This window comes from Streptomyces sp. NPDC021225 (genome assembly GCF_044332865.1).
Taxonomy (GTDB): domain Bacteria; phylum Actinomycetota; class Actinomycetes; order Streptomycetales; family Streptomycetaceae; genus Streptomyces.
Genome location: NZ_JBIRPV010000003.1, coordinates 268,680 through 291,896, shown reverse-complemented (window position 1 = coordinate 291,896; position 23,217 = coordinate 268,680). Strand labels below are relative to the sequence as shown.

Sequence of the window (23,217 nt, the reverse complement as noted above, 5' to 3'; positions counted from 1 at the left end):
GATGACATTGCATTCCGATGTGGCCGAGTTGCTGGCGGGGGCCGGCATCGTCGACGTGGACGTCGACGATGCCGTCGCGGACGAGCACATCCGATCGTCCGCCTACCAACGCGTCGTCTCGGTAACCGCTTCCTCGCGGAGCCGCGACCGAGACCGCGCGATTGTGGCCACGATCCTGCGCGACCCCATCGACATCGTGTCCAAGACGGCGGTGGTCGCCCTCGTGGACAAAATCGCGATGAAGGTGACCGGTTCCGCCGAGTTCCGGCAGTGGTCGGCCGCACTACTGCCAGAGATCGACCAGCTCAAGGCAGAGGGGTACCGCGAGTTCATCCGCCGCCGCATCCACGACTGGCTGTTCCACCTGTCCATCAAGGACGGCCATACGCCGACACCAGCTGAGTTGGCGAAGGTCACGGACTGGATGCAGCGCCGCCTCGCCGAGCATTCGATGTCGCCGGCGGTACTCACCCTGCTCGCCGAGTCGGGCAGAACCAGGAAGACACGAAACATCGCGCAGAACCGAGCCGGAAGCCGCGGCCTGAGAACGAAATGAGAACTTCTTCTTGGCCCTAATGAGTCGGTAGCGGGTGCCGCTCGAAAAGTCGTCGCTGCATGTCATGCTGCATATCTGTACTCGTTGATGAGGCCGCCGAGGATCCGGGTGCGCAGGACTTTGCCGGTGCGAGGCCATGCGCCGCGGCGGGTTGTTCGTGGACGTCGGGTGGTAGCTGGTTACGGGCCTGGTGGGGGCGGTGCGAGTTGCCTGAAGGGTGTCAATATTCCGATCAGGCTGCTGAGCTGGGCTTCCCTCGCGAGGGATGAGGCACTCGGGCTGACATGGTGTGGTACTCGTTGAGCAGTCCACCGAGTACCTGCTGGCGCCTGACCGTGGCGGCGGGCAGGGGGATGACGTTCAGAGCATCGTTCGGCGCCCGTAGGCTCAGGCTGCGGTGGGCCCGTCCTGCGTTGTAGTGCTCGGCGTACTGGTTGAGGACCGTACGCAGGTGTCGTTCACCGATGATCAGGAGTCGGTCGGTGCATTCGGCACGGGCTGTGCGTATCCTGTGCCGTTCAGAAATTCATCGCGGCTGGTCAGGCCGTGTACCTGTACTCGTTAATCAGCCCGCCCAGGACGCGGGTGCGGAGGATGGGCTGCATGGTTCTCACGTTGGGTCTCGGCACTGCCCGGTCGTCGTGGAGGGGAGGCCGCTGCTGTCGGGCTTGGTGCGGGCGATGGCCGTTGTAGTGGCAGGCGTACGTGTCGAGCACCCGTCGAGCGTGGGCTTCGTTCAAGATCAGCAGGTGATCGAGGACCTCGCGTCGGAGCGTCCCGATGACCCTTTCACAGTGCGCGTTCATGCGTGGGGACTGCGGTGCCGTCCTCACGACCTCGATGCTCTCCGACTCGAAGACCGTGTCGAAGGACCCGGTGTACTTGCTGTCCCGATCGCGAATCAGGAAATGCAGGGCCTCCAAGCGCAGGCCCAGTTCGAGGGCGAGGTTGCGGGCTTGCTGCACCGTCCACCGCGCAGTCGGGTGAGCGGTGACGCCGGCGATATGCAGTCGGCGCGTGCCATGTTCGAGGAAAACCAGCGCGTAGACCCGACGGAGATCCTGTGGGGCTCGAAAAGTCGTCACTGCAGGTGACGTCATGGATTCGGTCTCGACTGGCAGCATGTCCGCGTGACCGTCTCACTGGTGTACAAGGTCGTTTGCAAGCTGCTGTCCATCCCCTGGGTACTGCTGCGCCGCGAGGCGACGAAGGACGCGGAGTTGCTCGTGTTGCGGCACGAGAACGCGGTGTTGCGTCGTCAGATCAACGGCCGGGTCCGGTATGAGTCCGTTGACCGGTTCTGGCTGGCTGCGCTGTCGGGCCTGATACCCCGCTACCGGTGGCGTGGGGTATTCCTAGCCACGCCCGGCACCCTGCTGGCGTGGCATCGCAGGTTCATCGCGGCGAAATGGGACTACAGCGCGCGGCGCGCCCGGTCCGGGCGACCACCGACCAGGGCGGCGCTCAGGGAGCTGGTCCTGCGACTGGCCCGGGAGAACGCGGGGTGGGGCCACAGGCGGATCCAGGGCGAGTTGATTGGCCTCGGCCATCCGATCGCCGCATCCACGGTATGGGAGATCCTGAACGCTGCGGGTATCGATCCGGCCCCACGCCGCACCGGCCCAACCTGGCGCGAGTTCCTCACGAACCAGGCCGAGGGCATCATCGCGGCAGACTTCTTCCATCTCGACACCGTGCGCGGACGCCGACTGTACGCGCTGGCCTTCCTCGAACACAGCACCCGACGCCTTCACATCTCAGGCGTCACGGCCCATCCCACCCAGGAATGGGCCGCACAGCAGGCCCGGAACACAGCCGCCGACCTCGGCATGCGGACGGAGTCCCTGCGGTTCCTGCTACGTGACCGCGACGGCAAGTACGGACAGTCCTTCGACGCCGTCTTCGAAGCCGACGGCATAGACGTGATCAAGAGCGCGCCACGAACACCGCGCATGAACGCCCACTGTGAACGGGTGATCGGCAGCATCCGGCGCGAAACCCTCGACCACATCCTGATCACGAACGAGGCACACGCCCGACACGTCCTGGCCGCCTACCAACGGCACTACAACACACACCGCCCTCATCGAAGCCGAGGCCAGCTACCTCCTGACGCCCACCAACAGCCCACCACCGTGCACGACCTCGACACACCCAAACTCCTGCGCACACATGTCCTCGGCGGCGTCATTAACGAATACCGCTATGCCGCTTGACCAGCAGCGATGACTTTTCGAGCCCGACAGGACTCTGTCGCCCGATTCTTGAGAATCTGCTGACCTGCGGGTTCTCGGGGTGGGCTGGTATTGGGAATCGGTCTGCTCGCGGGGAAGCCAAGAACCCCATCCGCGCTGATGGGAAGCGGTGAGCGGGTTGTTCGGACTTCGACGACGATCGCTTGATCCTACCCTCTCGCGTGGGTATCGATCGCGCGGAATGATGTTCGGTCGTGCTGCTGCGACTGGGCTACCTGGCTGTGACTCACGCGTTCGCGATGCTCCGCCTGCTGCCTACGAGCGACCTGTGGGACTCTGTCGCCCGATTCGGTCGACCTGGCCCAACCGGTAAGCCGCTGACGCTGAATGCTCAGGTCACGCTGATCGAATCGGGCCTCACCGCGAATCGGGCGACAGAGTCCCACAGGTACTGCGCCTGATACCGAAGGGGCCGCCCAGGCGAGATGCCTGTGCGTGCGCCACGCCGCGCCCCCGCAATCCGTGTGCGGCTCAGGGCGTCCGGAGCGTCGCCAGATAGGTGGACACCAGTGTGCGGGCCCAGTCGGCGGAGGCAGGCTCGGGGGTGAAAATGGCGCGGTAGTAGAGCGGGCCGAGGAGGAAGTCCGCCGCGGTCTCCACGTCGAGTGCCGTCCCCCCGCGGTCCTGTTCGCGCCGGATGATCGCGCCGAGCTGGCGGTGGCGGTCCTCGACGCAGGCGCAGCCGCCCGCCGGGCCGGAGCCGATGGTCGCCCGCATGAGGGCGAGCGTGTCCGGGTCGGCGACGTCGGTGACCACATCGGCGAGCCAGCGCTGGAGGTCGCCGGCGAGGGAGCCGGAGTCGGGGACGACCAGGTCACCGGTGAAGCGGCTGGTGGCGACGTCGTTGAGTAGCTGGGCGGCGGACCCCCAGCGCCGGTACAAGGTGGTGGGGTGCACGCCGGCGCGCGCGGCCACGGCGGGCAGGGTCAGGGTCTCCGCACCCTCCTCGGCGAGGAGTTCTGCGACGGCACGGTGGACGGCCGCCCGCACCTTCGCGGAGCGGCCGCCGGGACGTACCTGGGGCGACGAGTCAGCCATGGGGAAATTATCGCACTGATCATTGCGTTAGTGGTAGCGTACTAAACGCATCGATCACTGCTTTTGGAGTCGCGTCGTGTCCGGTCCCGCCCCGTCCCAGCTCCAGCCCTCCCCGCCGCCCACCGCCCGGGTGGCGCCACCGGAGGAGAGGCGACGACGGCTGAGCCGTCCCGTCGCCTTCGCCTCCCTCGCGGTCGTCTTCGTGCTGTTCATGGCCGCCTCCAGCGCGCCCTCCCCGCTCTATGTCGTCTACCAGCAGGAATGGCACTTCTCCGCCACCACCCTTACCACGGTCTTCGCCGTCTACGTGCTCGGCATGATCGGGGCGCTGCTCGTCCTCGGCGCCCTCTCCGACCACCTCGGCCGCCGTCCGGTCCTGCTCTCCGCGATCGCCCTCGAAGCGGTCTCGATGGTCCTGTTCCTCACCGCGGGCAACGTCGGCCTGCTGCTGACGGCACGCTTCATCCAGGGCATCGCCACCGGGGCCGCCATGACCACGCTCGGCGCCGCCCTGTCCGACCTCAACCCCGCGCACGCCCCGCACCGGGCGGGCCTCGTCACGGGCACCGCACCCACCTTCGGACTCGGACTGGGCTCGCTCGGATGCGGGCTCCTCATCGAGTACGGGCCGCACCCCACCCGCCTCGTCTACGTGCTGCTGCTCCTCGCCCTCGTGGTGGCCGGCGCCCTCCTGTCGGCCCTGCCCGAGACCTCGCTGCGCCGCCCCGGCGCCGCCCGCTCGCTCCAGCCCCGCCTGCGGATCGCCCCCCACCTGCGGGCCGACCTGCTGAGCCTGGTCCCGATCCTCATCGCGAGCTGGGCGCTCGGCGGCCTCTACCTCTCCCTGGGCCCGTCCGTCGCCGTCGGCCTGTTCGGCCTCTCCAGCCACGTCGTCGGCGGACTCGTGGTCACCCTGCTCACCGGCCCGGCCTTCGTCACCGCTCTCGCCCTGCGCGGCTGGCCCGTCGGACGGACCCTCGCCGTCAGCGCGACCCTGCTCCTCGTCGGCACGGCCGTCGCCCTGACCGGTGTGGAGGAGCACTCCCTGACCGCGGCTGCGCTCGGAACCGCGATCGCGGGCGTCGGCTTCGGCGGCTCCGCCCTCGCCAGCTTCGGCACCCTGGCCCGGATAGCCCGCCCCGCCGAACGCAGCGAGCTGCTCTCCGTCGCCTTCGTCATCTCCTACCTGGCCTTCAGCATCCCGGCCGTGATCGCCGGCATCGCCGCCACGCACGCCGGTCTGCAGGACACGTTCGTCACCTACGCGGCGACGGTCGCCGCCCTCTGCGCCCTCGCCCTGCTCGCCCAGCGCCTGCGCGCGACCCGCACCCCCGCGACCGGAGGTGTTCCCCAGGCGTGAGGAACCGCCCGGGAACCGGTCGCCGCGGCCCGCTCGAGGCCGCGGCGAGCGCGGTGCGTCGGACGTTCGGTTGCCGTCCGCCCGGTCTCAGCCCGGCCGGGAGGCGTTCGCGACGCGCTGGTTGTGCACCCGGAGGCGGACCACGGCGGCGTTCAGCAGCGGAGCGGACAGGTCGAGTCGCTTCGCCGCACGGGCAAGGGAGGCCAGGACGTGCTCGACCTCCGTGGGCCGCACGTCCAGGACGTCCCGGTACATCGACGGGGCGAAGGGCGAACCCTCCTGCGTCACGGTGGCCTGCAGCGCGACGTAGGCGGCGTCGGGCAGGGGGTGACCGGCCGCGCCGGACACGGCGGCGGCCTCGGCGAGGGCCGCGTCGGCGAACCCCTTGCCGCCGCTCACCGCCGCCACGTCACCGATGGTGCCCTGCGCGATGCAGGTGATGGTGGTGGTCGTGGCGATGAAGACCCACTTGTGCCACATCGACGTGAGGATGCGGTCGGAGACCTGGACGTCGAAGCCGGCGACGTCCAGCGCGGCGGCCGTGTCGCGTAGACGGGCCGTGTGCCCTCCGTCGAGTTCACCGATCTCGAGGCTCGCGCCCGGTGGCGACACGGTGATCGCGCCGTCCGGGGTGAGCTGCGCCGCGACCTTCGCGACGGCTCCGAGGACGGCTGAGGGGAACTGGGTGTCGATCACGTCGAGGTGGTCGATGCCGTTGAGGAAGGGGACGATCGCAGTGCGCGGGCCGACCGCCGGCTTGAGGTCCTGGAGGCCAGCTTCGAGGGAACCGGCTTTCACGGTCAGCAGGACCAGGTCGTAGGGACCGTCGAGTTCCGTGGCGGTGACCAGCTTCGGCTCCAGGCGTTCGGATCCCTCCAGTGTGGTGATGCGCAGCCCGTCGGCGCGTAGTTCGGCGGCGCGACGGGGGCGGACCAGGAACGTCACGTCGCGCGCCGCGCGGGCGAGTCGGGCGCCGAAGTAGCCGCCGGTGGCACCTGCGCCGACGATGAGGATGCGTGTCATGTCTCCGTGTCCTTCACTGCGTTGCCGAGGTGCGGAGGCTCCAGCGGGTGTGTGGGTGAGTGGTTCAGCGCGGTTCGGTGAGCGGGGTGGCCGGGGCCCCCGCCGGGGCGGCGGTCTCGCGTGTGCGGGTGGCGGTACGGGTGATCCGCACGCCGACGACGGCCGTCGCGACGCTCAGCGCCGCCGCCACCAGCCATGCGGCACGGGAGTCCTGTCGCTGCGCGGGGCCGACGTGCGTGCCGACGATGGCGACGAGGAGCGCGACGCCCACGGTGGTGGATATCTGGCGCACGGAGTTGACCAGGGCCGATCCGGTGGCCGCCCGGTGACCGGGCAGGGAGCTGACGCCGGCGGCGACCAGGGTGCCGAGGGTCAGTCCGACGCCCACGCCGCCGAGGACCTGGCTGGGCAGCAGATCGAGCCAGTAGTCGGCGTCGACGGAGGCGAAGCAGGTGCGCCAGAGCATGGCGGCGGCGAAGAGCAGCCCGCCCGTGGTGACCAGCGGCCCGTGACCCAGGCGCTGTGCGGCGCGCGCGGTGAGCAGGGTGACCACGGGGACCAGGGCGGGTCCCGGCTGTGGGGCTCGGAAAGTCGTCGCTGCAGGTGACGTCAGGTATTCGGCCTCGGCTGCGAGCATGTCCGTGTGACCGTCTCACTGGTGTACAAGGTCGTGCGCAAGCTACTGTCCATCCCCCGGGTACTGCTGCGCAGCGAGGCGACGAAGGTCGCGGAGTTGCTGGTGTTGCGGCACGAGAACGCGGTGTTGCGGCGTCAGATCAACGGCCTAGTCCGGTATGAGCCCTTTGATCGGTTCTGGCTGGCTGCGCTGTCCGGGCTGATACCCCGCTGCCGGTGGCGTGGGGTCTTCCCGGTCACGCCCGGCACCCTGCTGGCGTGGCATCGCAGGTTCATCGCGGCGAAATGGGACTACAGCGCGCGACGCGCCCCGGCCGGGCGACCACCGACCAGGGCGGCGCTCAGGAAGCTCATACTGCGACTGGCCCGGGAAAATACGAGGTGGGGCCACAGGCGGATCCAGGGCGAGCTGGCTCGCCTGGGGCACCCGATCGCCGCATCCACCGTATGGAACATCCTGACAGCCGCGGGCATCGATCCAGCCCCACGCCGCACCGGCCCAACCTGGCGCGAGTTCCTCACGAACCAGGCCGAGGGCATCATCGCGGCAGACTTCTTCCATCTCGACACCGTGTTCGGACGCAGACTGTACGCGCTCGCCTTCCTCGAACACGGCACCCGGCGCCCGTAGCGCTCCAGAATGGCTTCACCGGTTCTGACCCGGAATAACGTACGTGACCGCCAGGTGCCCAGCATGATCAGTCCTTGTGCTGGTACGACTTGTCTACCTGATCGTCACGCGGATCTTCGCGTGGCTGTTCCTGATGACTCGATCCTCTGCGACCAAGAATGCGGAGATACTGATCCTGCGGCACGAGCTCGCGGTTCTACGTCGGCAGGTCGCCTCGCCCAAGCCCGGCCGGCCGGACCGTGCGCTGCTCGCCGCCCTGGCCCGACTGCTCCCCCGAGCCCTGCGCGAACACCGGATCGTCTCACCACGCACCCTGCTGGCCTGGCATCAGCGCCTGGTGAAGCAGAAGTGGACGCAGCCGCCCTCTACCGGGCGCCCGCCCCTGCCGGAGGAGACCCGCGACCTGATCACCCGGCTCGGCGTCGAGAACCCCCGATGGGGATTCCGGCGCGTACACGGTGAACTGCGCCGCCTCGGGCACAAAGTCAGCCCCGCCACCGTCCGGCGGGTGCTGCGTGCCGCCGGTCTCGGCCCCACGCCGCACCGCCAGCCGGCGCGCGGCGAGTGGGCCGGCTTTCTCAAGGCCCAAGCCAGCGGCCTGCTCGCCACCGATCTCTTCCATCTCGAAACCATCAGCCTGCAGCGCCTCTACGCACTGTTCGTCATGGAGGTACGCACCCGCACCGTCCACATCCTCGGCGTCACCCCCCATCCCACCGCCGCATGGGTCACTCAGCAGGCCCGGCAGTTCCTGTGGCAACTCGGAGATCGGGCATCAGAATTCACTCACCTCATCCGCGACCGGAACGCGAAATTCACCGCCGCTTTCGATGCCGTGTTCGCCAGCGAGGGCATCGGCGTGGCCAAGACCCCTCCACGCAGCCCCAACTGCAACGCACACGCAGAACGCTTCGTCCGCTCAGCACGGGAAGAGTGCACCGACCGTGTCCTGCTTTTCGACCGTGGCCACGCAGAGAAGGTCCTCTACGACTACGCACGCCACTTCAACAGCCACCGACCTCACCAAGGGCGAGGCCAGCTCGCGCCCAACGACAACCCGAACGTCAGTCCCCTGCCCGCAGCCCGGATCAAACGTCGAAAGGCCGTCGCAGGCCTCATCAATGAATACCACCGAGCCAGCTGACCATAGGAAAAATCCCAGCTCACAACCGATGAAGCAATTCTGAAGCGCTACGGGGCTGTTCCAGGAGAAGGGCGGCCAGGAGCGGCTCGCCTTCAAGGACGGCAAGCTCCTCCTCGCCTCCGACCCCACCGTCGCCTACGAGCGGCTGCCCTGGTACGAATCCCCGGTCCTGCACCAGCGGCTGCTCATCGGCTCCCTGGGCGTCCTGCTGCTGTCCGTCACCGCCTGGCCCATTGCCGCCCTGATCGGCCGCCGCCGCTCCACCGACGCCGCCGCCCCGGCCCCCGCGGGCGCCCGGCTGGCCCGCCTGCTCGCCTGGGCCACCGGCGCCCTCCTCGCCGTCGCCACCGTCTGCTTCGCCCTCCTGGTCTCCGATCCCAACGCCCTCAACCAGACGGTCTTCCTCGGCGACTCGCCCATGCTGACGCTGGTCCCGGTCCTGGCGAAGGCGGCGCTGGCCACCACGGCGGCCGTGCTGGTGTGCGCCGTCATCGCCTGGTGGCGCCGCTGGTGGGGCAGGGCGGCCCGGATCCACTACAGCGCGGTGGCGCTGGCCGCGGTGCTCTTCCTGACGGTCGCGGGCAACTACCACCTGCTGGGCTGACGCCCTGCGGGTAAAAGCGGGCGGTGCGGTGCTGTAGATCAGCGCCGCACCGCCCTGTGTATGACCTATGGGATCAGGCGAACGGGATCAGGCGATGCCCACCGCGCGGGTGATGGTCTGGCTCACCGTGTCGCCCTGGGTGTCCGCCGCCTTGACGCGCAGCGTGAGGAATCGGGCACCCTTGGGGGCGTGCAACCGGATCGGAGCCCCTGCGGCCACGTCCGCCCGCTTCCAGGTCGCCCCGTCGTCGTAGGAGAGCTCGACACTGGTCGTACGGAGCGCGGCGCCCGGACCGCCGGGCAGATGCGACGGGGTGACGACGAGCTTCGCGTCACGCCGTGCTCGTCCGTCCTGTGCGGTCGGGATCCGGTAGTCGAGCTGGATGAGCGGCAGTTGGCTCACCGTCTCACTGTCCTCGACCGCGGCCGAGGTGAAGGTCCATTCGGTATGGGTCTTGGTGGAGTAGGGATAGGTTCCGGTCCGGGCGGTGCTCGTCACCAGACGGTAAGCGGCCTTGGCCGGCCGGGTTTCCGCCTCGATCCAGGCGCCTCCGGTCGAGGCGAGAACGTCGCCGTCCCGGTAGAGCTCGGTGGTCTGGGTGTTGGGTCCGTACCCGAAGGTGCCGACGTGGTTCTCGCCGGAGTCGCCCCAGCCGGGAACGTACGCGACGAGCTTGTCACCCGTCCGGTGGGGAAGTTCGATGCTCCGGTTGACCCGTGGCCGCTGGATCGGGCCGAACCAGTCGACCTCGGTGGTCCGGCCGGCCGGGTAGGTGAGCCGATCCGAGTACTGCCAGGTCTCGGGGACCTTGCTGACCTCGTACACCTCCTCCATCCACGGGACCGACTTGTCGGCGGTGAGGTAGTCGGTGCGGCGGGTGCCGGTGTTGGAGATGGCGGTCACGCCGTATCTGAGGTCCGAGTACGGCTGGATGTCGTAGCGGTACTCCTGCACCTCATGCGACGGGTCGTTGCGGAATCCGACCTCCACCCGGGCCAGCTGACGCCCCGTCGGCGCGTAGGTCAGGTCGGCCGGGATCCGGTCGCGCCAGCTGTGGACCAGGTCGTAGAGGTAGGTGGTGACCGGGTGGGACACGGAGCGCATGGCCACGCTCCCGGTCTTGCTGCGCTGGATCCGTGAGATCAGCTCTTCGCCCTCCGTCCTGGACAGTCCGACGACCGTCAGCGGGGTACGGCCGACGGCCTGGCGCAGCCGCCCGTACCCGCCGTTGACGAACAGCAGGACCTTCGCGCCCGCGTCCTCGGCCGCGGTGATCTGCTCCTCGCCGCGGCCCCGGATGACGACGGCCTTGCCCCGGGCGTCCAGGGAGGCGTAGTCCTCCTTCTTGCCGGCGCCGGCGAACACGGTCTCAAGCGTGCTGCTGCCGGCGGGTAGTTTGCCCGAGCCGGGCTGTAGCCACAGGTCGTCGAAGGACTGGCCGCCGGAGGTCAGGCTGAGCAGCGGCTGCTGTTTGCGCCAGCGTACGGTGTAGATCTGGGAGCCCGCGGCGACCTTGCCGGTCTGCTGCGCCCAGACGCTGTCATATTCCGCGCTGACGAGGAGCGAGGTGCCGGAGCTCTCGTCGCCGCCGAAGGAGCGGTAGTAGTCGATCCGGCCCTGGGCGTCGCTGGTGCTGGGTCTGGGGGTCGGAGCGTCGGTCAGATGGAGCGCGGACCCGCCCAGGACGACGTCGGTGTCTTTGCTCACGTCGATCTCGGGCTGGGCGAGCAGCGCGACGCCCAGGGAGTACTTTCCGTGTACGCCTTCCACGGGCGCGTAGGTCCAGGCGGCGTAGGTGCCCGGCGGGACGATCCGGTCGACCACGCCCCCTTGGCTGTAGGCGAGGAAGTAAGCGCCCGCCCCGGCGCCCTTGCGCAGGAACTCCACCAGGCCGTCGACCGGGTTCCCGGCCCGGTCCTGGAGCTTGACGCGCAGGTGATGCGGCTTCTCCTGGGTGCTGACGCCGATGAGCGTACGGGTCACCACCGCGCCGGAGAGGGAGGCGGTGATGTGGCCGGTGTACCGGCGCGCCGCCGGCATCTTGTCCAGCGATGTGGTCAGGGTGGCCGAGACGCTGCCGTGGGCGGGCACCGTGAGCTTCGAAGCGGAGAGGGCGAACAGCCCGTCCGGGGCGCCGGGCGCGTCGACCGCCAGGTCCAGGGTGACGGGCTGGTCGGCGGTGTTGGTCCACCGCACCGGCTTCTCGACGGTCTCGCCGGGCGCGCCGCCCAGGGAGTGCATCCCCGCGTCGGCGGTGCCGGTGGCGAACAGCGTGGCCTTGGTGGCGGCCGCGGCGTCCACCCTTCCGTTGCCTCCGTCGTCCGCGCTGATCGAGTCGGTCACGCGCGCGGTGCTCACCAGGGCGTCCTTGAGCTGGGCGCCGGTCCAGTCGGGATGCTGGGCGGCCAGCAGCGCGGCGGCACCGGCGACATGCGGCGTCGCCATGGAGGTGCCGCTCAGCTTCGTGTAATACCCCTCGCCCATATAGAAGTAATGGGAGCGGGCCGCCAGCACGTCGACGCCGGGCGCGGTGATCTCAGGCTTGAGCCCGTCGTCACCCAACCGCGGGCCCCGGCTGGAGAAGTCGGCGATGCGGTCCTGCGAGTCGACCGCGCCGACGGTCAGTGCGGCGCTCGCCGTACCGGGCGCCCTGACGGTGTGGTCGCTGGGACCCGAGTTGCCCGCGGCGATGGTGAACAGCGCCCCGGTCTCGGCACTGAGCTCGTCCACCGCCTGGCTGAGCAGGTCGGTGCCGTCGCTGGGCTCGTCCGTCCCCAGGCTCATGCTCACCACCCGGGCCTTCGCATCCCGGGCGGCCCACTCCATGCCGGCCAGAATCCAGGAGTCCTGGCCCGATCCGCCGTTGTTCAGCACCTTCCCGACGTGCAGGGAGGCACCGGGCGCGACGCCCTTCTCCTTGCCGCCCGAGGCCGCGCCACTGCCCGCGATCGTGGAGGCGACGTGGGTGCCGTGCCCGTGCTGGTCGTCGACGTCCTCGTCGGGGACGAAGCTCGCGGACGAGGCGACCCCCGCGAGGTCGGGGTGGCTGACGTCGTACCCGGTGTCCAGAACCGCTACGTCGACGCCTTCTCCGGTGTTCCCCGCAGCCCATACCTCGGGGGCGCCTATCTGGGCCGTGGTGTCGGCGAGTTGACCGCTGGCCTTTCCGTCCAGCCAGACCTTGGCCACGCCACCGGTGAACGTGGCGGCGTCGAAGGACCGCAGCCCCGCCCCGCCCTTGCCGCCGGTGAGGGACTCCCAGAAATCGGCAGCGTCCTTGTGCTCCTCGGCGAGCGCCGCGCCGTTGACGCTGGTGAGCGCCCGGACGTCGGTCGCCTCGTCCGGGAGCGCCGCGGCCTGCTTCCTCGCGCCGCTCGCGGAGCTGCCCAGGCCCTTCGCATAGGTGACGATCAGTGGCACATGCTTGATGTGCGCGTCGTCGTAACCGTCGGCGATGAGCTCGGTGATGTTGAACAGCCGCGAGTCCAGCTTGCCGGCCGCCAGGTATTCGGCAGCCGAGGCGGGGTAAACGTAGGTGTCCTTGCCGACGTTGCTAATTCTGGCGTCGGCGTCTCGTCCGTCGGGCCCCTGCACGGTGATGGTGGCGGGATTCTTCCCCGCCGGGGTCATGGTGACCTTGTCGCCGGTCAGCAAGGTGACGGAAACGGGCTTCGGAAGGCCGGTGGCGGAGGGGCCTGCCGCGCTGCCGCGGACTTCGGCGGATGGAGGCTGAGCAGTTGCGGACAGAGGCGGGGTCGCCGCTATGACCAGCAGGGCTGCTCCGAAACCCAACAGGCATTGCCTGCCGGACCAGTTCATTGCCAAGATGTTTCCTGACTCACAAAGGTGGATGGGGCGGGAGGAATCTAAACCCTGATGATCAAACAAGGAAGAGTTTTCGACGAACGGGGGAAACCGGAAACGCAGCTGTAACCGCGGGGAATTCGGTACCGGACCGCCGGGCGCGGAAACCGCTGTTCGGTTTTCGCAGCGCGTGCTCACTTGTTCGCACATAGCCGACGTACGCCGCCGCACAATTTACGTCTGGTTCACATGTCGCGATGTGTTCGGCCCACATGGGTCCTTGGGACGGCACCGGATTGTCCGGCGAGTCCAACCAGACCCGCTCGCCCTCGCCGTCCACGGTCAGCCCGAAGCGGCCGAATGCGCTCCTTGAGGTCGGCCACCCACTCGACGTACGTGGCGTAGTTCTTCCAGAACCCGTAGTGGTGCAGCGACAGGTAGGTGCCTGAAGGGTGTCTTTATTGCTGTGCGGCGGATGACCTGGGGCTTTGCAGTCACCCAAGTATGGGCATGATCACTGATCGTGGGTCTGCGACTGCTCTACCTGATCTTCTGCCGACTGCTGGGCTGCTTCCTTTTGCTGGGCCGCTCGACCGCCGCAAACAACGCCGAGATCCTCGCTCTCCGCCACGAGGTCGCTGTGCTGCGCCGGCAGATCGACCGACCGCAGCTCACATGGGCTGATCGTGCCGTACTCTCCGCTCTCGCACGGCATCTGCCTTGCGCCGCCATCGGCTAGTCACCCCGGGCACGCTGCTGAACTGGCACCGCCGTCTGGTGCGCTGCAAGTGGCGCCAGACGGCGGTCAGACCCGGCCGGCCACCGCTGGCAGAAGAGACTGCGGCACTCATCCAGCGCCTGGCGCGAGAGAACCCGACCTGGGGGTACGTCAGGATCCAAGGTGAGCTCCGACGGCTTGGCCATCGGGTTGCCGCCGCCACGATCCGGCGCGTCCTGCGCCGCTCCGGCCTACCACCCGCGCCGCAGCGAGCATCCCAGCAGACCTGGCGTACCTTCCTCCGAGCCCAGGCCCACACGCTGCTCGCCTGCGATTTCATGCACGTGGACACCGTCTTCCTCAAACGCCTCTACGTCTTCTTCGTCATGGAGATCGCCACCCGGCGCGTTCACGTCCTGGGCGTCACCGCCCACCCGACCGGCGCATGGGTCATCCAACTCGCCCGCAACCTGCTCATGGACCTCGAAGACAGAGCTGAGTGCTTCCGGTTCCTCATCCGTGACCGGGACAGCAAGTTCACCGCCGCATTCGACGCCGTCCTCGCCGGCAACGGCACAGCCGTCATCCCGACCCCGCCGCAAAGCCCCCGGTCCAACGCGCTCGCCGAACGATGGATACGCACAGCCCGCGCCGAATGCACCGACAGAATCCTCATCACCGGCGAACGGCACCTGCGCACGGTCCTTACCACGTACGCGGAGCACTACAACGGGGGACGAGCCCACCGCAGCCTCGGCCTACGAGCACCCGACGACGACCCGAACGTCATCCCCCTGCCCTCTGCCGGGGTCAAGCGCCAGCAGGTACTTGGCGGACTGCTCAACGAGTACCACACCATGCCACCCCGGCCGCCGCATCATCCACAGGAAACGCCCAGCTCAGCAGCCTGATTGGAATAAAGACACCCTTCACCTGTACGACATGTGGCTCGGCGCCAGCGTCATGGCCAAGATCCACCGCAGTCTGGCCCCGCTCGACACCGTCACAGCGACAACCTGCAAGCTTCTGCACCTGTAGAAGGCCCGCGCCCCATGCCCGGTCCGGTCATGGGGACCCAGTTTCAACATCAATAGTAGACTGGTCTACTCACGGGAGTGTGTCATGAAGGTTCTGATCGTTCTCACCTCGCACGACGAGCTGGGGGACACCGGTCTCAAGACCGGGTTCTGGCTGGAGGAGCTGGCGGCGCCGTACTACCGCTTCAAGGATGCCGGCTGGGAGATCACCCTCGCCTCGCCCAAGGGCGGGCAGCCGCCGCTGGACCCCAAGAGCAACGAACCCGGCTTCCAGACCGACGACACCCGGCGCTTCGAGGCCGACCCGGAGGCGACCAACGCACTGGCGAACACCGTGCGCCTCGACTCGGTCGCGGCCGGCGGCTTCGACGCGGTCTTCTACCCCGGCGGGCACGGGCCGCTGTGGGACCTGGCCGAGGACACCGTCTCCGCGCGGCTGATCGAAACGACCCTCCGCTCGGGCAAGCCGGTGGGACTGGTGTGCCACGCCCCCGGCGTCCTGCGGCACACGGTCAACGAGGACGGCACCCCGCTGGTGGCGGGTAAGAAGGTCACCGGATTCGCCAACTCCGAGGAAGCGGCCGTCCAGCTCACCGACGTCGTCCCCTTCCTGGTCGAGGACGAACTCACCAAGCTCGGAGGCGTCTACTCCAAGGCCGACGACTGGACCCCCTACGTCCTGCAGGACGGTCTGCTGATCACCGGGCAGAACCCCGCCTCCTCCGCTCCCGCGGCCGACGCCCTGATCGAGCTGGTCACCAAGGGCGGCGTGTGAGCGCCTACGTGGTCATGCTCCGCGAGCGCGTGACCGACCCGGCCGAGCTGGCCCTCTACGCCGGCTCGGCCTGGGCGGCCCGGACAGGCCACGACGTGACACCCCTCGTCGGATACGGGGCGATCGAAACCCTGGAGGGCGCACCGTTCGACGGTGTGCTGATCCACCGCTTCGAAAGCGTTGCGGACGCGCGCGCATGGTACGAGAGCCCGGCCTACCAGGCAGCACTGCCCCACCGCCGGGCCGGTGCGGACTACCGCGCGTTCATCGTCGAAGGAGTCGACGACACCCAGGCCCGCTGAGACGACAAGGTGTCCGTCTGCACCGCAGTCCGGCGCAGACGGACACCGTCCTAGCCGCAGGCGCCACACCGGTCAGCGGCGACGGGAACTCGCAGCCAGAGTCGAACTCACCGACGGCGACACCCCCATTGCCGGAGCCGCCACCGCACTGACGACGCCGCGGCCACTGGGCCCAGTCGGCGCCCGCCGCGGCTTCGGCCGGTTCGAGCAGACCCCAGGCGGGGAGCCGGCCGGGCGACGAGCAGGCGCCCCGCTGCACGGGCGACACCTGGACCAGATGTCAGACACACCAGGCTTTCCACCCTGTTGATGCCCCCCATGGGCCGCGAAGGGTCTCCGTGGCGTTTCCGCCGCGGAACTGGCGCCGATGCTGCCGCCGCCCGATTCGGCCGCAGCACCGTGCCAGGCACTTCCCGAAAGGACCCTTCCATGACTCTCACCCTCGAACGAACATCGGCGGCCGAACGACGGCTTCCCGGACCCGCACCCTAGGCCACAGCGCTCCAGGGAGCCGCGGCGCTGGCCGCCAGCAACGGGGTCGCCCGCTTCGTCTACACCCCGATCCTGCCGCTGATGCACGATCAGGCAGGCCTCTCGGCCACGAGCGGGGCAAACCTGGCGACAGCCAACTACGTCGGCTACCTGGCCGGCGCGCTGACCGGCAGCTTCGCGCCCCAACTGGTCCGCTCACGCCTGGTGATGCGTGCCTCGATGATCGCGATGGCTGCCTCGCCCGCCCTGATGCCCCTCACGCAGAACGTCACGGCCTGGTCAGGGCTGCGCCTCATCGCCGGGTTCACCAGCGCGCTCGCCTTCGTCCACGCGGTCGGGGCGCTGTTGTCCGGCTTGCGCCGGTCGGCCCCGCACCTGGTCGGCTGGGGATTCGGTGGTATCGGCGCGGGGATCGTGTTCTCGGGACTGCTGGTCCTGGCCGTTCGCGAGGTGGCGACATGGCGTACGGCGTGGTGGATCGCCGCCGTCCTCACGCTGCTGTTGACCGCAGTCTCGTGGAACCTCGCCCCGCCGGCCTCACCGGCGTCGGCGGCGGTCGGCGCGGCGAAGGCCCGCCCCCGTACGCACCGTTGGTTCGCCGCACCGGCGCTGAGCTACACCCTCGAAGGCATCGGCTACATCATCGCGGGCACCTTCCTCGTCGCCTCGATCACCCAGGACGCCCCCGGCTGGGTCGGCGCAGGCGCGTGGGTCGTCGTCGGACTGGCCGCGATCCCCGGTTCGGCATTGTGGACGGCCCTGGCCCGGCGGTGGAGCCGCCCCACCCTGCTGGCCGTCGCCCTGCTGCTCCAGGCCGCCGGTATCGCCCTCACCGGGCTGGTTCCCGGCAACATCAGCGCGCTCGTCGCCGCGGCCGCCTTCGGCGGCACGTTCGTGGGCATCACCTCCCTGGCCCTCGCCCTCGGTGAGCACCTCCAAGTGCCGCGAGCCGTCGCACTGCTGACGGCGGGCTACGGAACCGGGCAGATCATCGGCCCCCTGATCTCCCGGCCCCTGCTGGGAACCGGCTACTCGGCACCCCTGCTGCTGGCCAGCACCGTCCTGGCCGCCGCGACGCTGGCGGCCGCAGTGCTCAGGATCCGCTATCCGCACCGGGTGGGCCACATGAGCGAACCGTCCCACCTGGCACGGAAGTCGTCCGCGTCGCGCCCCCCACACCTTCATGTTCCCTGGCCTCCCCACACCCTCCAGGACCGGAGCAACTGAGGAGAAAAAGCAGCTCTGGCCCCAACGTTCCTGGGTGGGTGGCGGCCCCAGGAACGTTGGGGTCGGCCACCGCGTGCAACGGCTCACCCCAACGAAAGGCCACACCATGTCCACCATCAGCCTGAATGTCGCGACTAGCCTCGATGCCGCCGCCCAGAGCGCAGCTGAGGAGATGGGCACCGCGATGAACATCGCGATTGTCGATGCCGGCGGCCACCTGCTGCACTTCACGAGGATGGACGGCGCCTGGCTCGGCTCGATCGACCTGGCACTGAAGAAGGCCAAGACCTCAATACTCTTCCCGAAGCCCAGTGGGGCCCTGGGTGAGATCTCGCAGCCCGGCGGTCCTGTCTACGGTATCGAGCACAGCAACGGCGGTCTGATCTCTTTCGGTGGCGGGGTGCCGATCGTGGACGCGGACGGCCGCATGGTCGGTGCCGTCGGCGTCTCCGGCGGCACCGTCGACCAGGACGTCCGCGTTGCCGAAGCCGCCGTCCAGGCGTACTGACCCTTTCACCGTCTGCCGCCGGCCCCCAGGCAGTCCCGGCGATCGACGCACTGTAAACGGAAAAACTGCCTCGCGTTGCGAATTGGCGACGCTCCGGGCCGGGCAGCATGCCGCGGTCGGCCCGAATGATCTCTGCAGCGGCGAATACCCGACCGCCGCACCCGACAGTCGTGAAGGAACTTTCGCCCCATGTCTGAACTGATCAACGACAGCACGCTCGCCGGCCGGATCGCCGTGGTCACGGGCGCCTCCAGCGGTATCGGCGAAGCCACCGCCAAGCGCCTGGCCGCCCGCGGCGCCAAGGTCGCGCTGCTGGCCCGCCGCGCCGACCGGCTCCAGGTGCTGGCCGCCGAGATCGAGAAGAGCGGCGGCACCGCCCTCGCGCTGGCCGTCGACGTCACCGACGCCGATGCCGTACGTGCGGCGGCCGAGCGGACCGAGCGGGAGCTCGGCACCGTCGACCTGCTCGTGAACAACGCCGGAGTCATGCTCCCGGCGCCCATCGAGGAGCTGCGCACCGACCAGTGGCAGCGTCAGATCGATCTGAACATCACCGGCCTGATGAACGTCATCGGCGCGTTCGTCCCGCAGCTGGTCACGGCGGGCGCCGAGCGCGGCGGCGCGGACCTGGTCAACCTGTCCTCGATCGCCGCGAAGAACATCTTCCCGAATTTCGCCGTGTACTCGGCCACCAAGGCATACGTCACGCAACTCTCCCGCCACCTGCGGGCCGAGCTCGGCGAGAAGCACGTACGGGTGTCGGCGATCGAGCCCGGCATGACGCACAGCGAGCTGCACGACCACGTCACCGACAAGGGCGTGCGGGAGTGGACGGCCGGTATCCACGACATCATGCTGCACTCCGAGGACATCGCCGAGACCATCGTGTTCGTCGCCTCGCTGCCGCCGCGCGCCAATCTGCAACAGGTCACGATCATGCCCACCGGCCAGCCGGCCTGAGCTTTTCTTTATGGCCTGAGGTCGAAATGGGCCTCGAACTAGGCCACTCACCTGGGGGGTGTGTCGGTGGGAAGCAGCAACGTCTGACGGTGAGTTTACAGCTCAGCTCTCGGTGCCGAGTTGGATGTGCTCGATGTCTTCGTCCAGGAAGGTGGCCAGGTCCTTGGCTTCGGCCTGGACGGCTTCTTGTTCCAGGGCGGTGAGGGGACGAAGGGGGCTGACACGAAGTAGGTGGTCGCGTGCGGTCCAGGTGGCGGTGACGCGTCCGTCGACGAGGACGGTGCGGTGGCCTGCGACGGACAGGCCGAGGTGGGCGTCGTCGATGATGCGGCTGCGGTCATGGTAGCCGAGGATGGCGTTGTCGAAGGCCGGGAGGAACCGGACGGGGGCGGGGGTGTCGGGGTGGGGGCGGGGTGCGTCGGGCAGGTCGAGCAGTTCGCGGCCGCGTTCGTCGCGGAAGGCAACCAGTTCTTCTCGGATGGCTTTGACTGCGGCGGGAAGGCCGGCGAGGCCGCACCAGGCGCGTAGGTCCGTGCTGGCGGCGGGCCCGTAGGCAGCAAGGTAGCGGCGCAACAGCTGCTGCCCAACGGGATCGCCGTCCTGGGCGGGCAGGGGGTCGATGTCCCGTTCCAGCCAGGTGGCCAACGGCAGGTTGCGTACGCCCGCCCTCTGGTGCCAGAGGCCGCGGGGCGGGAGTTGGGCCATGGGGATGAGGGCTGCGACGAGCAGCTCGCCCAGGACCCTGCGTGGTGGGCCGGGCCAGCGGTCTTCGACGGCTTCTTGTACGAGCTCGCTCATGGTGCGGGGCTGCCGGTCGGCAACGGCCGCGCGGCCGGCTGCGGCGACCTCGTCCACGTCGATGCCGGCCAGTTCGCGCCGCCAGGTGCCCAGCACTCGCTGGCGCAGCATGGTGTCGTGGCGGGCTCGCCAGGCGAGCGCGTCGTCGGAGGTGACGAGGTGGACGGTGCGGCGCATCAGGTGGGTGCGTACCACGGTGCGGCCGGTCAGCGCGTCGTCCAGTTGCCTGGGATTGAAGTCGGTCAGGCGGGACCACAGCCCGATGAAGGGTTCCTGGGGTTCTTGGGCCTGCAGGCCGCAGAGGTGGGCCACCGTCTCGGGCACGGATGTGTCGGTGCGCGTGAGCAGGTGCTGGCGGGCGAGGGTGGCGCGGTTGAGGGCGCGGCTGTCGAGAACGGTCATGAGGTTCTCAGGCGGCGGCCCGCTCGTGGGGCGGGCGTCGGCGCAGGTCCGTGCGGGTGAGGGAGAGGGGTGTGTAGGAGACGTCCAGAGGGCTGATGTCGGTACCTGGCGGGACGATGGTGTCGATCTTGTCGAGGATGTCGTCGTCGAGGGTGAGGGTGGCGCCGGCGAGCAGGTCGTCGAGCTGGTCCATGGTGCGTGGGCCGATGATGGCGGTGGTGACGTCGGGGTGGCTGGTGGCGAAAGCCATGGCGAGGTGGGTGAGGGAGTGGCCGGATTCTTCGGCGAGGGTGAGTAGCTGCTCGACGGCATCAAGCTTGTGTTCGTCGGTGAGGTGTCGGGGGACCCAGTGCATGCGGGCGTTGTCGGGCCGCGGGGCGTTCTTGCGGTAGCGGCCGGTGAGCAGGCCCATGGCGAGCGGGCTCCACACCAGAACGCCGATGCCGTAGCGGCGGCAGGTGGGCAGGACCTCCCGCTCGATGCCGCGGTTGAGGATGGAGTAGGTGGGCTGCTCGGTTCGCAGGCGGTGCAGTCCACGCTGCTGGGACACCCACTGGGCCTCGACGATTTCCGAGGCCGGCAGGTTGGAGGAGCCGATCGCGCGAACCTTCCCGGCACGCACGAGGTCGGTGAGCGCGGAGAGGGTCTCCTCGATGTCGGTGTGCGGGTCGGGGTGGTGGATCTGGTAGAGGTCGATGTAGTCGGTTTGCAGCCGCTTCAGTGAGCCCTCGACCGCCTGGACGACCCAGCGCCGGGAGCTGCCGCTGCGGTTGGGGTCCTCGCCCATTGGTCCGTTGAACTTGGTTGCCAGCACGACCTCGTCGCGGCGCCCTTTGAGGGCCTTTCCGACGATCTCCTCGGTCTCGCTGTAGCCGTACACATCGGCGGTGTCGACAAGATTGATGCCTGCATCCAGCGCCCGGTGGATCATGTGCACGCAGTCGTCGTGATCAGGATTGCCCATTTTGCCGAACATCATGGTGCCCAGGCAGTAGGCACTGACTTCGATGCCGGTCCGTCCCAGCTTCCGCATCCTCACGGTGTCCCGTTTCCTTCCGCTGCCGTACGTGTTCGGTGCCTGCGCCGTCCGGGCCGCCCGTGCGGCTGCGGCCCGGACGGCGCAGGCATGTCAGGTCGGTCGGTTGGTTTAGCCGTTGTACGGAGCGGTGACGTCCAGGACCCAGGTGATGCCGAAGCGGTCGGTGAGCATGCCGTACAGCGGTGCCCACTGCGCGGGCTCCAGCGGACGCACGATGGTCGAGCTCTCGGCAAGCTTGCCCCACAGGGCGCTGATCTCCTCGGCGTCGTCGCCACGCACGGAGACGAAGAACGGGTTCTCGCCCTGGTTCCAGGGCAGCTGCGAGGGCACGTCGTAGGCCATCACGTGGAAGCCGTTGTCGCCGGCCACCTCGCCCCACATCACCCAGTCCGCCTCGCTCTCATCCTGCACGGCGCCCGCGTCCTTGTAGGTGACCGCGACAGTACGTCCGCCGAAGACGGACTGGTAGAAGTCCAGCGCCTCACGTGCGGCGCCCCGGAAGTTCAGGTGAGTGGTGGTCGTGACGGACATGACCTGCTCCTTGCTCGATGTTATGAATACACCGCCGACCGTCCCAGCTCCAGCGGCCGCTGCCGTGACCAGGAGCGATGCCTCCCGAACGGCTCGTATGCCACGATGGCAGAGGTAGAGGACAGGTTGTGTCCGGTACTCCAGGGAATATGGGTGCCATGCATAAAACATCTGCCCGGCTGCTCGCGCTGCTCTCGCTCCTTCAAACGCCCCGTGACTGGTCCGGCGATGATCTCGCCGAGCGTCTCGGCATCACGTCGCGCACAGTGCGCCGTGACATCGACCGCCTGCGCGAACTCGACTACCCGATCAAGACCCTCAAAGGACCGGCCGGCGGCTACCGCCTGGAGGCCGGCACTCACCTGCCGCCCATGCTGTTCGACGACAACCAGGCCGTCGCCCTGGCCGTCGCGCTGCAGACCGCGGCCGCCGGCACCACCGTCGCCGAAGACGCTACCCGCGCGCTGGCCACCCTCCGTCAGGTCATGCCACCCCGCCTGCGCCACCGCATCGACCTGTTGCACATCACCGCCGTCCAACCGCCCGCGGCGTTCGGCCACACCTTCCAGGTCGACGCTCAGGTCCTGATGGACCTGAGCCGCGCCATCCACGCCCGCGAGGAACTGCGCTTCGACTACGCCCCGGGTCCAAGCACCTCGGCCGATGACGCCCGCCGCGTAGAACCCCACCACCTGGTCACCTGGCGTCATCGCTGGTACCTCGTGGCCTGGGACCTCCACCGCGAGGACTGGCGTACCTTCCGCGTCGACCGCATCCGGCCCCGCACACCCACCGGCCCCCGCTTCACCCCTCGTGACCTCCCCGGCGGCACCGTCTCCACCTTCATCACCAGCCGATTCCGCGGCAACGACGGCACCACCGCCGACTGGCCCTGCCAAGGCGAAGTCATCCTCCGCCTCCCGGCCGCCGATGTCGCGCCCTTCGCCCAGGACGGAATCGTTGAGGAACTCGGCTCCCGTCACTGCCGGCTCATTCTCGGCTCCTGGTCATGGACCGGTCTCGCCGCCGCCATCGGCCGCTTCGACACCGATATCGAAGTCATCGGCCCACCCCAACTGGCCACCGCATTCGGGGACCTCGCCGCCCGCTACGCCCACGCCGCCCGCACCACAAGACCAGAGACCGGCCCGGCGCGGTGAGAACAGAACTCACCACGTTGCTCAAGCCCTCCGAACCTCCGGGGCCGACCCAACACTCAGTTACACGCGATCCGAGAGCAGGGAAGGGGTTCGCATAAACGAACGACCGTTTGTGCGAGTCGCGGCGCGGGGCCCGTGCGCTTCGCGTGCCCTGGGCCGCCGCCACGCTCACCATCCCACAGAGCTCGCCACGCCCTCGCTACATCACACTCCGATT

18 protein-coding genes and 3 pseudogenes are annotated in these 23,217 nt (G+C 68.9%); 13 read left to right on the top strand and 8 right to left on the bottom strand.

Annotated elements, in window-relative coordinates:
- Position 1 precedes the first annotated feature (1 nt).
- On the top strand, positions 2-556 hold the full coding sequence (locus ACH4S9_RS14960) for a hypothetical protein (RefSeq protein ID WP_398372086.1): 555 nt from the start codon (positions 2-4) through the stop codon (positions 554-556).
- A gap of 539 nt (positions 557-1,095) precedes the next feature.
- Here ACH4S9_RS14960 and ACH4S9_RS14955 read toward each other — a convergent pair.
- Positions 1,096-1,617: pseudogene (locus ACH4S9_RS14955) on the bottom strand (integrase core domain-containing protein); the annotation flags it as partial.
- Positions 1,618-1,686: 69 nt separating this feature from the next.
- Here ACH4S9_RS14955 and ACH4S9_RS14950 point away from each other — a divergent pair.
- Complete coding sequence (locus ACH4S9_RS14950) at positions 1,687-2,772, top strand: integrase core domain-containing protein (RefSeq protein WP_398372084.1); 1,086 nt, start codon at positions 1,687-1,689, stop codon at positions 2,770-2,772.
- Positions 2,773-3,282: 510 nt separating this feature from the next.
- On the opposite strand, the gene ACH4S9_RS14945 is transcribed toward ACH4S9_RS14950, so the two are convergent.
- On the bottom strand, positions 3,283-3,849 hold the full coding sequence (locus ACH4S9_RS14945; RefSeq protein ID WP_398372082.1) for a TetR/AcrR family transcriptional regulator: 567 nt from the start codon (positions 3,847-3,849) through the stop codon (positions 3,283-3,285).
- 76 nt (positions 3,850-3,925) lie between these two features.
- Between ACH4S9_RS14945 and ACH4S9_RS14940 the strand changes: the two genes are divergently transcribed.
- Entirely contained in the window at positions 3,926-5,209 is a 1,284-nt protein-coding gene (locus tag ACH4S9_RS14940; protein ID WP_014181291.1) for an MFS transporter, read from the top strand.
- An 87-nt stretch (positions 5,210-5,296) separates the two neighbouring features.
- On the opposite strand, the gene ACH4S9_RS14935 is transcribed toward ACH4S9_RS14940, so the two are convergent.
- Positions 5,297-6,232: a 2-dehydropantoate 2-reductase gene (locus ACH4S9_RS14935; protein WP_385343810.1), complete on the bottom strand. Its 936-nt coding sequence runs from the start codon at positions 6,230-6,232 to the stop codon at positions 5,297-5,299.
- Positions 6,233-6,296: 64 nt separating this feature from the next.
- A complete protein-coding gene (locus tag ACH4S9_RS14930; protein ID WP_361189479.1) occupies positions 6,297-6,785 on the bottom strand; it encodes an MFS transporter in 489 nt (162 codons plus the stop codon).
- A 90-nt stretch (positions 6,786-6,875) separates the two neighbouring features.
- Between ACH4S9_RS14930 and ACH4S9_RS14925 the strand changes: the two are divergent.
- The 3 genes and pseudogenes from ACH4S9_RS14925 to ACH4S9_RS14915 all read left to right on the top strand — a co-directional run.
- Positions 6,876-7,493: pseudogene (locus tag ACH4S9_RS14925) on the top strand (integrase); the annotation flags it as partial.
- A gap of 82 nt (positions 7,494-7,575) precedes the next feature.
- Positions 7,576-8,643 carry an integrase core domain-containing protein gene (locus tag ACH4S9_RS14920; RefSeq protein ID WP_398372078.1) on the top strand — a complete coding sequence of 356 codons (1,068 nt, stop codon included), beginning with the start codon at positions 7,576-7,578 and terminating at the stop codon, positions 8,641-8,643.
- A gap of 418 nt (positions 8,644-9,061) precedes the next feature.
- Positions 9,062-9,247: a hypothetical protein gene (locus tag ACH4S9_RS14915; RefSeq protein ID WP_385343817.1), complete on the top strand. Its 186-nt coding sequence runs from the start codon at positions 9,062-9,064 to the stop codon at positions 9,245-9,247.
- A gap of 87 nt (positions 9,248-9,334) precedes the next feature.
- On the opposite strand, the gene ACH4S9_RS14910 is transcribed toward ACH4S9_RS14915, so the two are convergent.
- Positions 9,335-12,877 carry a S8 family serine peptidase gene (locus ACH4S9_RS14910; RefSeq protein ID WP_398372076.1) on the bottom strand — a complete coding sequence of 1,181 codons (3,543 nt, stop codon included), beginning with the start codon at positions 12,875-12,877 and terminating at the stop codon, positions 9,335-9,337.
- 697 nt (positions 12,878-13,574) lie between these two features.
- On the opposite strand from ACH4S9_RS14910, the pseudogene ACH4S9_RS14905 reads away from it, so the two are divergent.
- The 6 genes and pseudogenes from ACH4S9_RS14905 to ACH4S9_RS14880 all read left to right on the top strand — a co-directional run bounded on the left by ACH4S9_RS14905 (position 13,575) and on the right by ACH4S9_RS14880 (position 19,070).
- Positions 13,575-14,680 (top strand): annotated as a pseudogene (locus ACH4S9_RS14905) (integrase core domain-containing protein).
- A gap of 211 nt (positions 14,681-14,891) precedes the next feature.
- The gene (locus ACH4S9_RS14900) at positions 14,892-15,581 is read left to right on the top strand and encodes a type 1 glutamine amidotransferase domain-containing protein (RefSeq protein WP_385343822.1); all 690 of its coding nucleotides are present in this window, start codon (positions 14,892-14,894) and stop codon (positions 15,579-15,581) included.
- Positions 15,578-15,883 carry a DUF1330 domain-containing protein gene (locus ACH4S9_RS14895; RefSeq protein WP_385343825.1) on the top strand — a complete coding sequence of 102 codons (306 nt, stop codon included), beginning with the start codon at positions 15,578-15,580 and terminating at the stop codon, positions 15,881-15,883. Before ACH4S9_RS14900 ends, ACH4S9_RS14895 begins: the two co-directional genes overlap by 4 nt.
- Before the next feature lie 519 nt (positions 15,884-16,402).
- Positions 16,403-17,602, top strand: coding sequence for a YbfB/YjiJ family MFS transporter (locus ACH4S9_RS14890; RefSeq protein WP_398372982.1), 1,200 nt, complete (start codon positions 16,403-16,405; stop codon positions 17,600-17,602).
- 106 nt (positions 17,603-17,708) lie between these two features.
- Positions 17,709-18,110 carry a heme-binding protein gene (locus ACH4S9_RS14885; RefSeq protein WP_385343828.1) on the top strand — a complete coding sequence of 134 codons (402 nt, stop codon included), beginning with the start codon at positions 17,709-17,711 and terminating at the stop codon, positions 18,108-18,110.
- Positions 18,111-18,299: 189 nt separating this feature from the next.
- A complete protein-coding gene (locus ACH4S9_RS14880; protein WP_385343831.1) occupies positions 18,300-19,070 on the top strand; it encodes an SDR family oxidoreductase in 771 nt (256 codons plus the stop codon).
- A 102-nt stretch (positions 19,071-19,172) separates the two neighbouring features.
- Here the strand turns inward: ACH4S9_RS14880 and ACH4S9_RS14875 are convergent, their stop codons facing one another.
- The 3 genes from ACH4S9_RS14875 to ACH4S9_RS14865 form a co-directional block, all read right to left on the bottom strand.
- The gene (locus ACH4S9_RS14875; RefSeq protein ID WP_385343834.1) at positions 19,173-20,270 is read right to left on the bottom strand and encodes a winged helix DNA-binding domain-containing protein; all 1,098 of its coding nucleotides are present in this window, start codon (positions 20,268-20,270) and stop codon (positions 19,173-19,175) included.
- A 7-nt stretch (positions 20,271-20,277) separates the two neighbouring features.
- Positions 20,278-21,309 carry an aldo/keto reductase gene (locus tag ACH4S9_RS14870; RefSeq protein WP_311729965.1) on the bottom strand — a complete coding sequence of 344 codons (1,032 nt, stop codon included), beginning with the start codon at positions 21,307-21,309 and terminating at the stop codon, positions 20,278-20,280.
- 108 nt (positions 21,310-21,417) lie between these two features.
- Complete coding sequence (locus tag ACH4S9_RS14865) at positions 21,418-21,840, bottom strand: VOC family protein (protein WP_358644738.1); 423 nt, start codon at positions 21,838-21,840, stop codon at positions 21,418-21,420.
- Between the two features lie 158 nt (positions 21,841-21,998).
- On the opposite strand from ACH4S9_RS14865, the gene ACH4S9_RS14860 reads away from it, so the two are divergent.
- On the top strand, positions 21,999-23,000 hold the full coding sequence (locus ACH4S9_RS14860; protein ID WP_398372071.1) for a helix-turn-helix transcriptional regulator: 1,002 nt from the start codon (positions 21,999-22,001) through the stop codon (positions 22,998-23,000).
- Positions 23,001-23,217 lie beyond the last annotated feature (217 nt).

What these genes read in the sequence shown, in the direction of transcription:
- ACH4S9_RS14960 (WP_398372086.1), top strand. Translation starts at nt 2, where the DNA reads ATGACATTGCATTCCGATGTGGCCGAGTTGCTGGCGGGGGCCGGCATC.
- ACH4S9_RS14945 (WP_398372082.1), bottom strand. Translation starts at nt 3,849, where the DNA reads ATGGCTGACTCGTCGCCCCAGGTACGTCCCGGCGGCCGCTCCGCGAAG.
- ACH4S9_RS14935 (WP_385343810.1), bottom strand. Translation starts at nt 6,232, where the DNA reads ATGACACGCATCCTCATCGTCGGCGCAGGTGCCACCGGCGGCTACTTC.
- ACH4S9_RS14915 (WP_385343817.1), top strand. Translation starts at nt 9,062, where the DNA reads ATGCTGACGCTGGTCCCGGTCCTGGCGAAGGCGGCGCTGGCCACCACG.
- ACH4S9_RS14910 (WP_398372076.1), bottom strand. Translation starts at nt 12,877, where the DNA reads ATGACCCCGGCGGGGAAGAATCCCGCCACCATCACCGTGCAGGGGCCC.
- ACH4S9_RS14900 (WP_385343822.1), top strand. Translation starts at nt 14,892, where the DNA reads ATGAAGGTTCTGATCGTTCTCACCTCGCACGACGAGCTGGGGGACACC.
- ACH4S9_RS14885 (WP_385343828.1), top strand. Translation starts at nt 17,709, where the DNA reads ATGTCCACCATCAGCCTGAATGTCGCGACTAGCCTCGATGCCGCCGCC.
- ACH4S9_RS14880 (WP_385343831.1), top strand. Translation starts at nt 18,300, where the DNA reads ATGTCTGAACTGATCAACGACAGCACGCTCGCCGGCCGGATCGCCGTG.
- ACH4S9_RS14875 (WP_385343834.1), bottom strand. Translation starts at nt 20,270, where the DNA reads ATGACCGTTCTCGACAGCCGCGCCCTCAACCGCGCCACCCTCGCCCGC.
- ACH4S9_RS14865 (WP_358644738.1), bottom strand. Translation starts at nt 21,840, where the DNA reads ATGTCCGTCACGACCACCACTCACCTGAACTTCCGGGGCGCCGCACGT.
- ACH4S9_RS14860 (WP_398372071.1), top strand. Translation starts at nt 21,999, where the DNA reads ATGCATAAAACATCTGCCCGGCTGCTCGCGCTGCTCTCGCTCCTTCAA.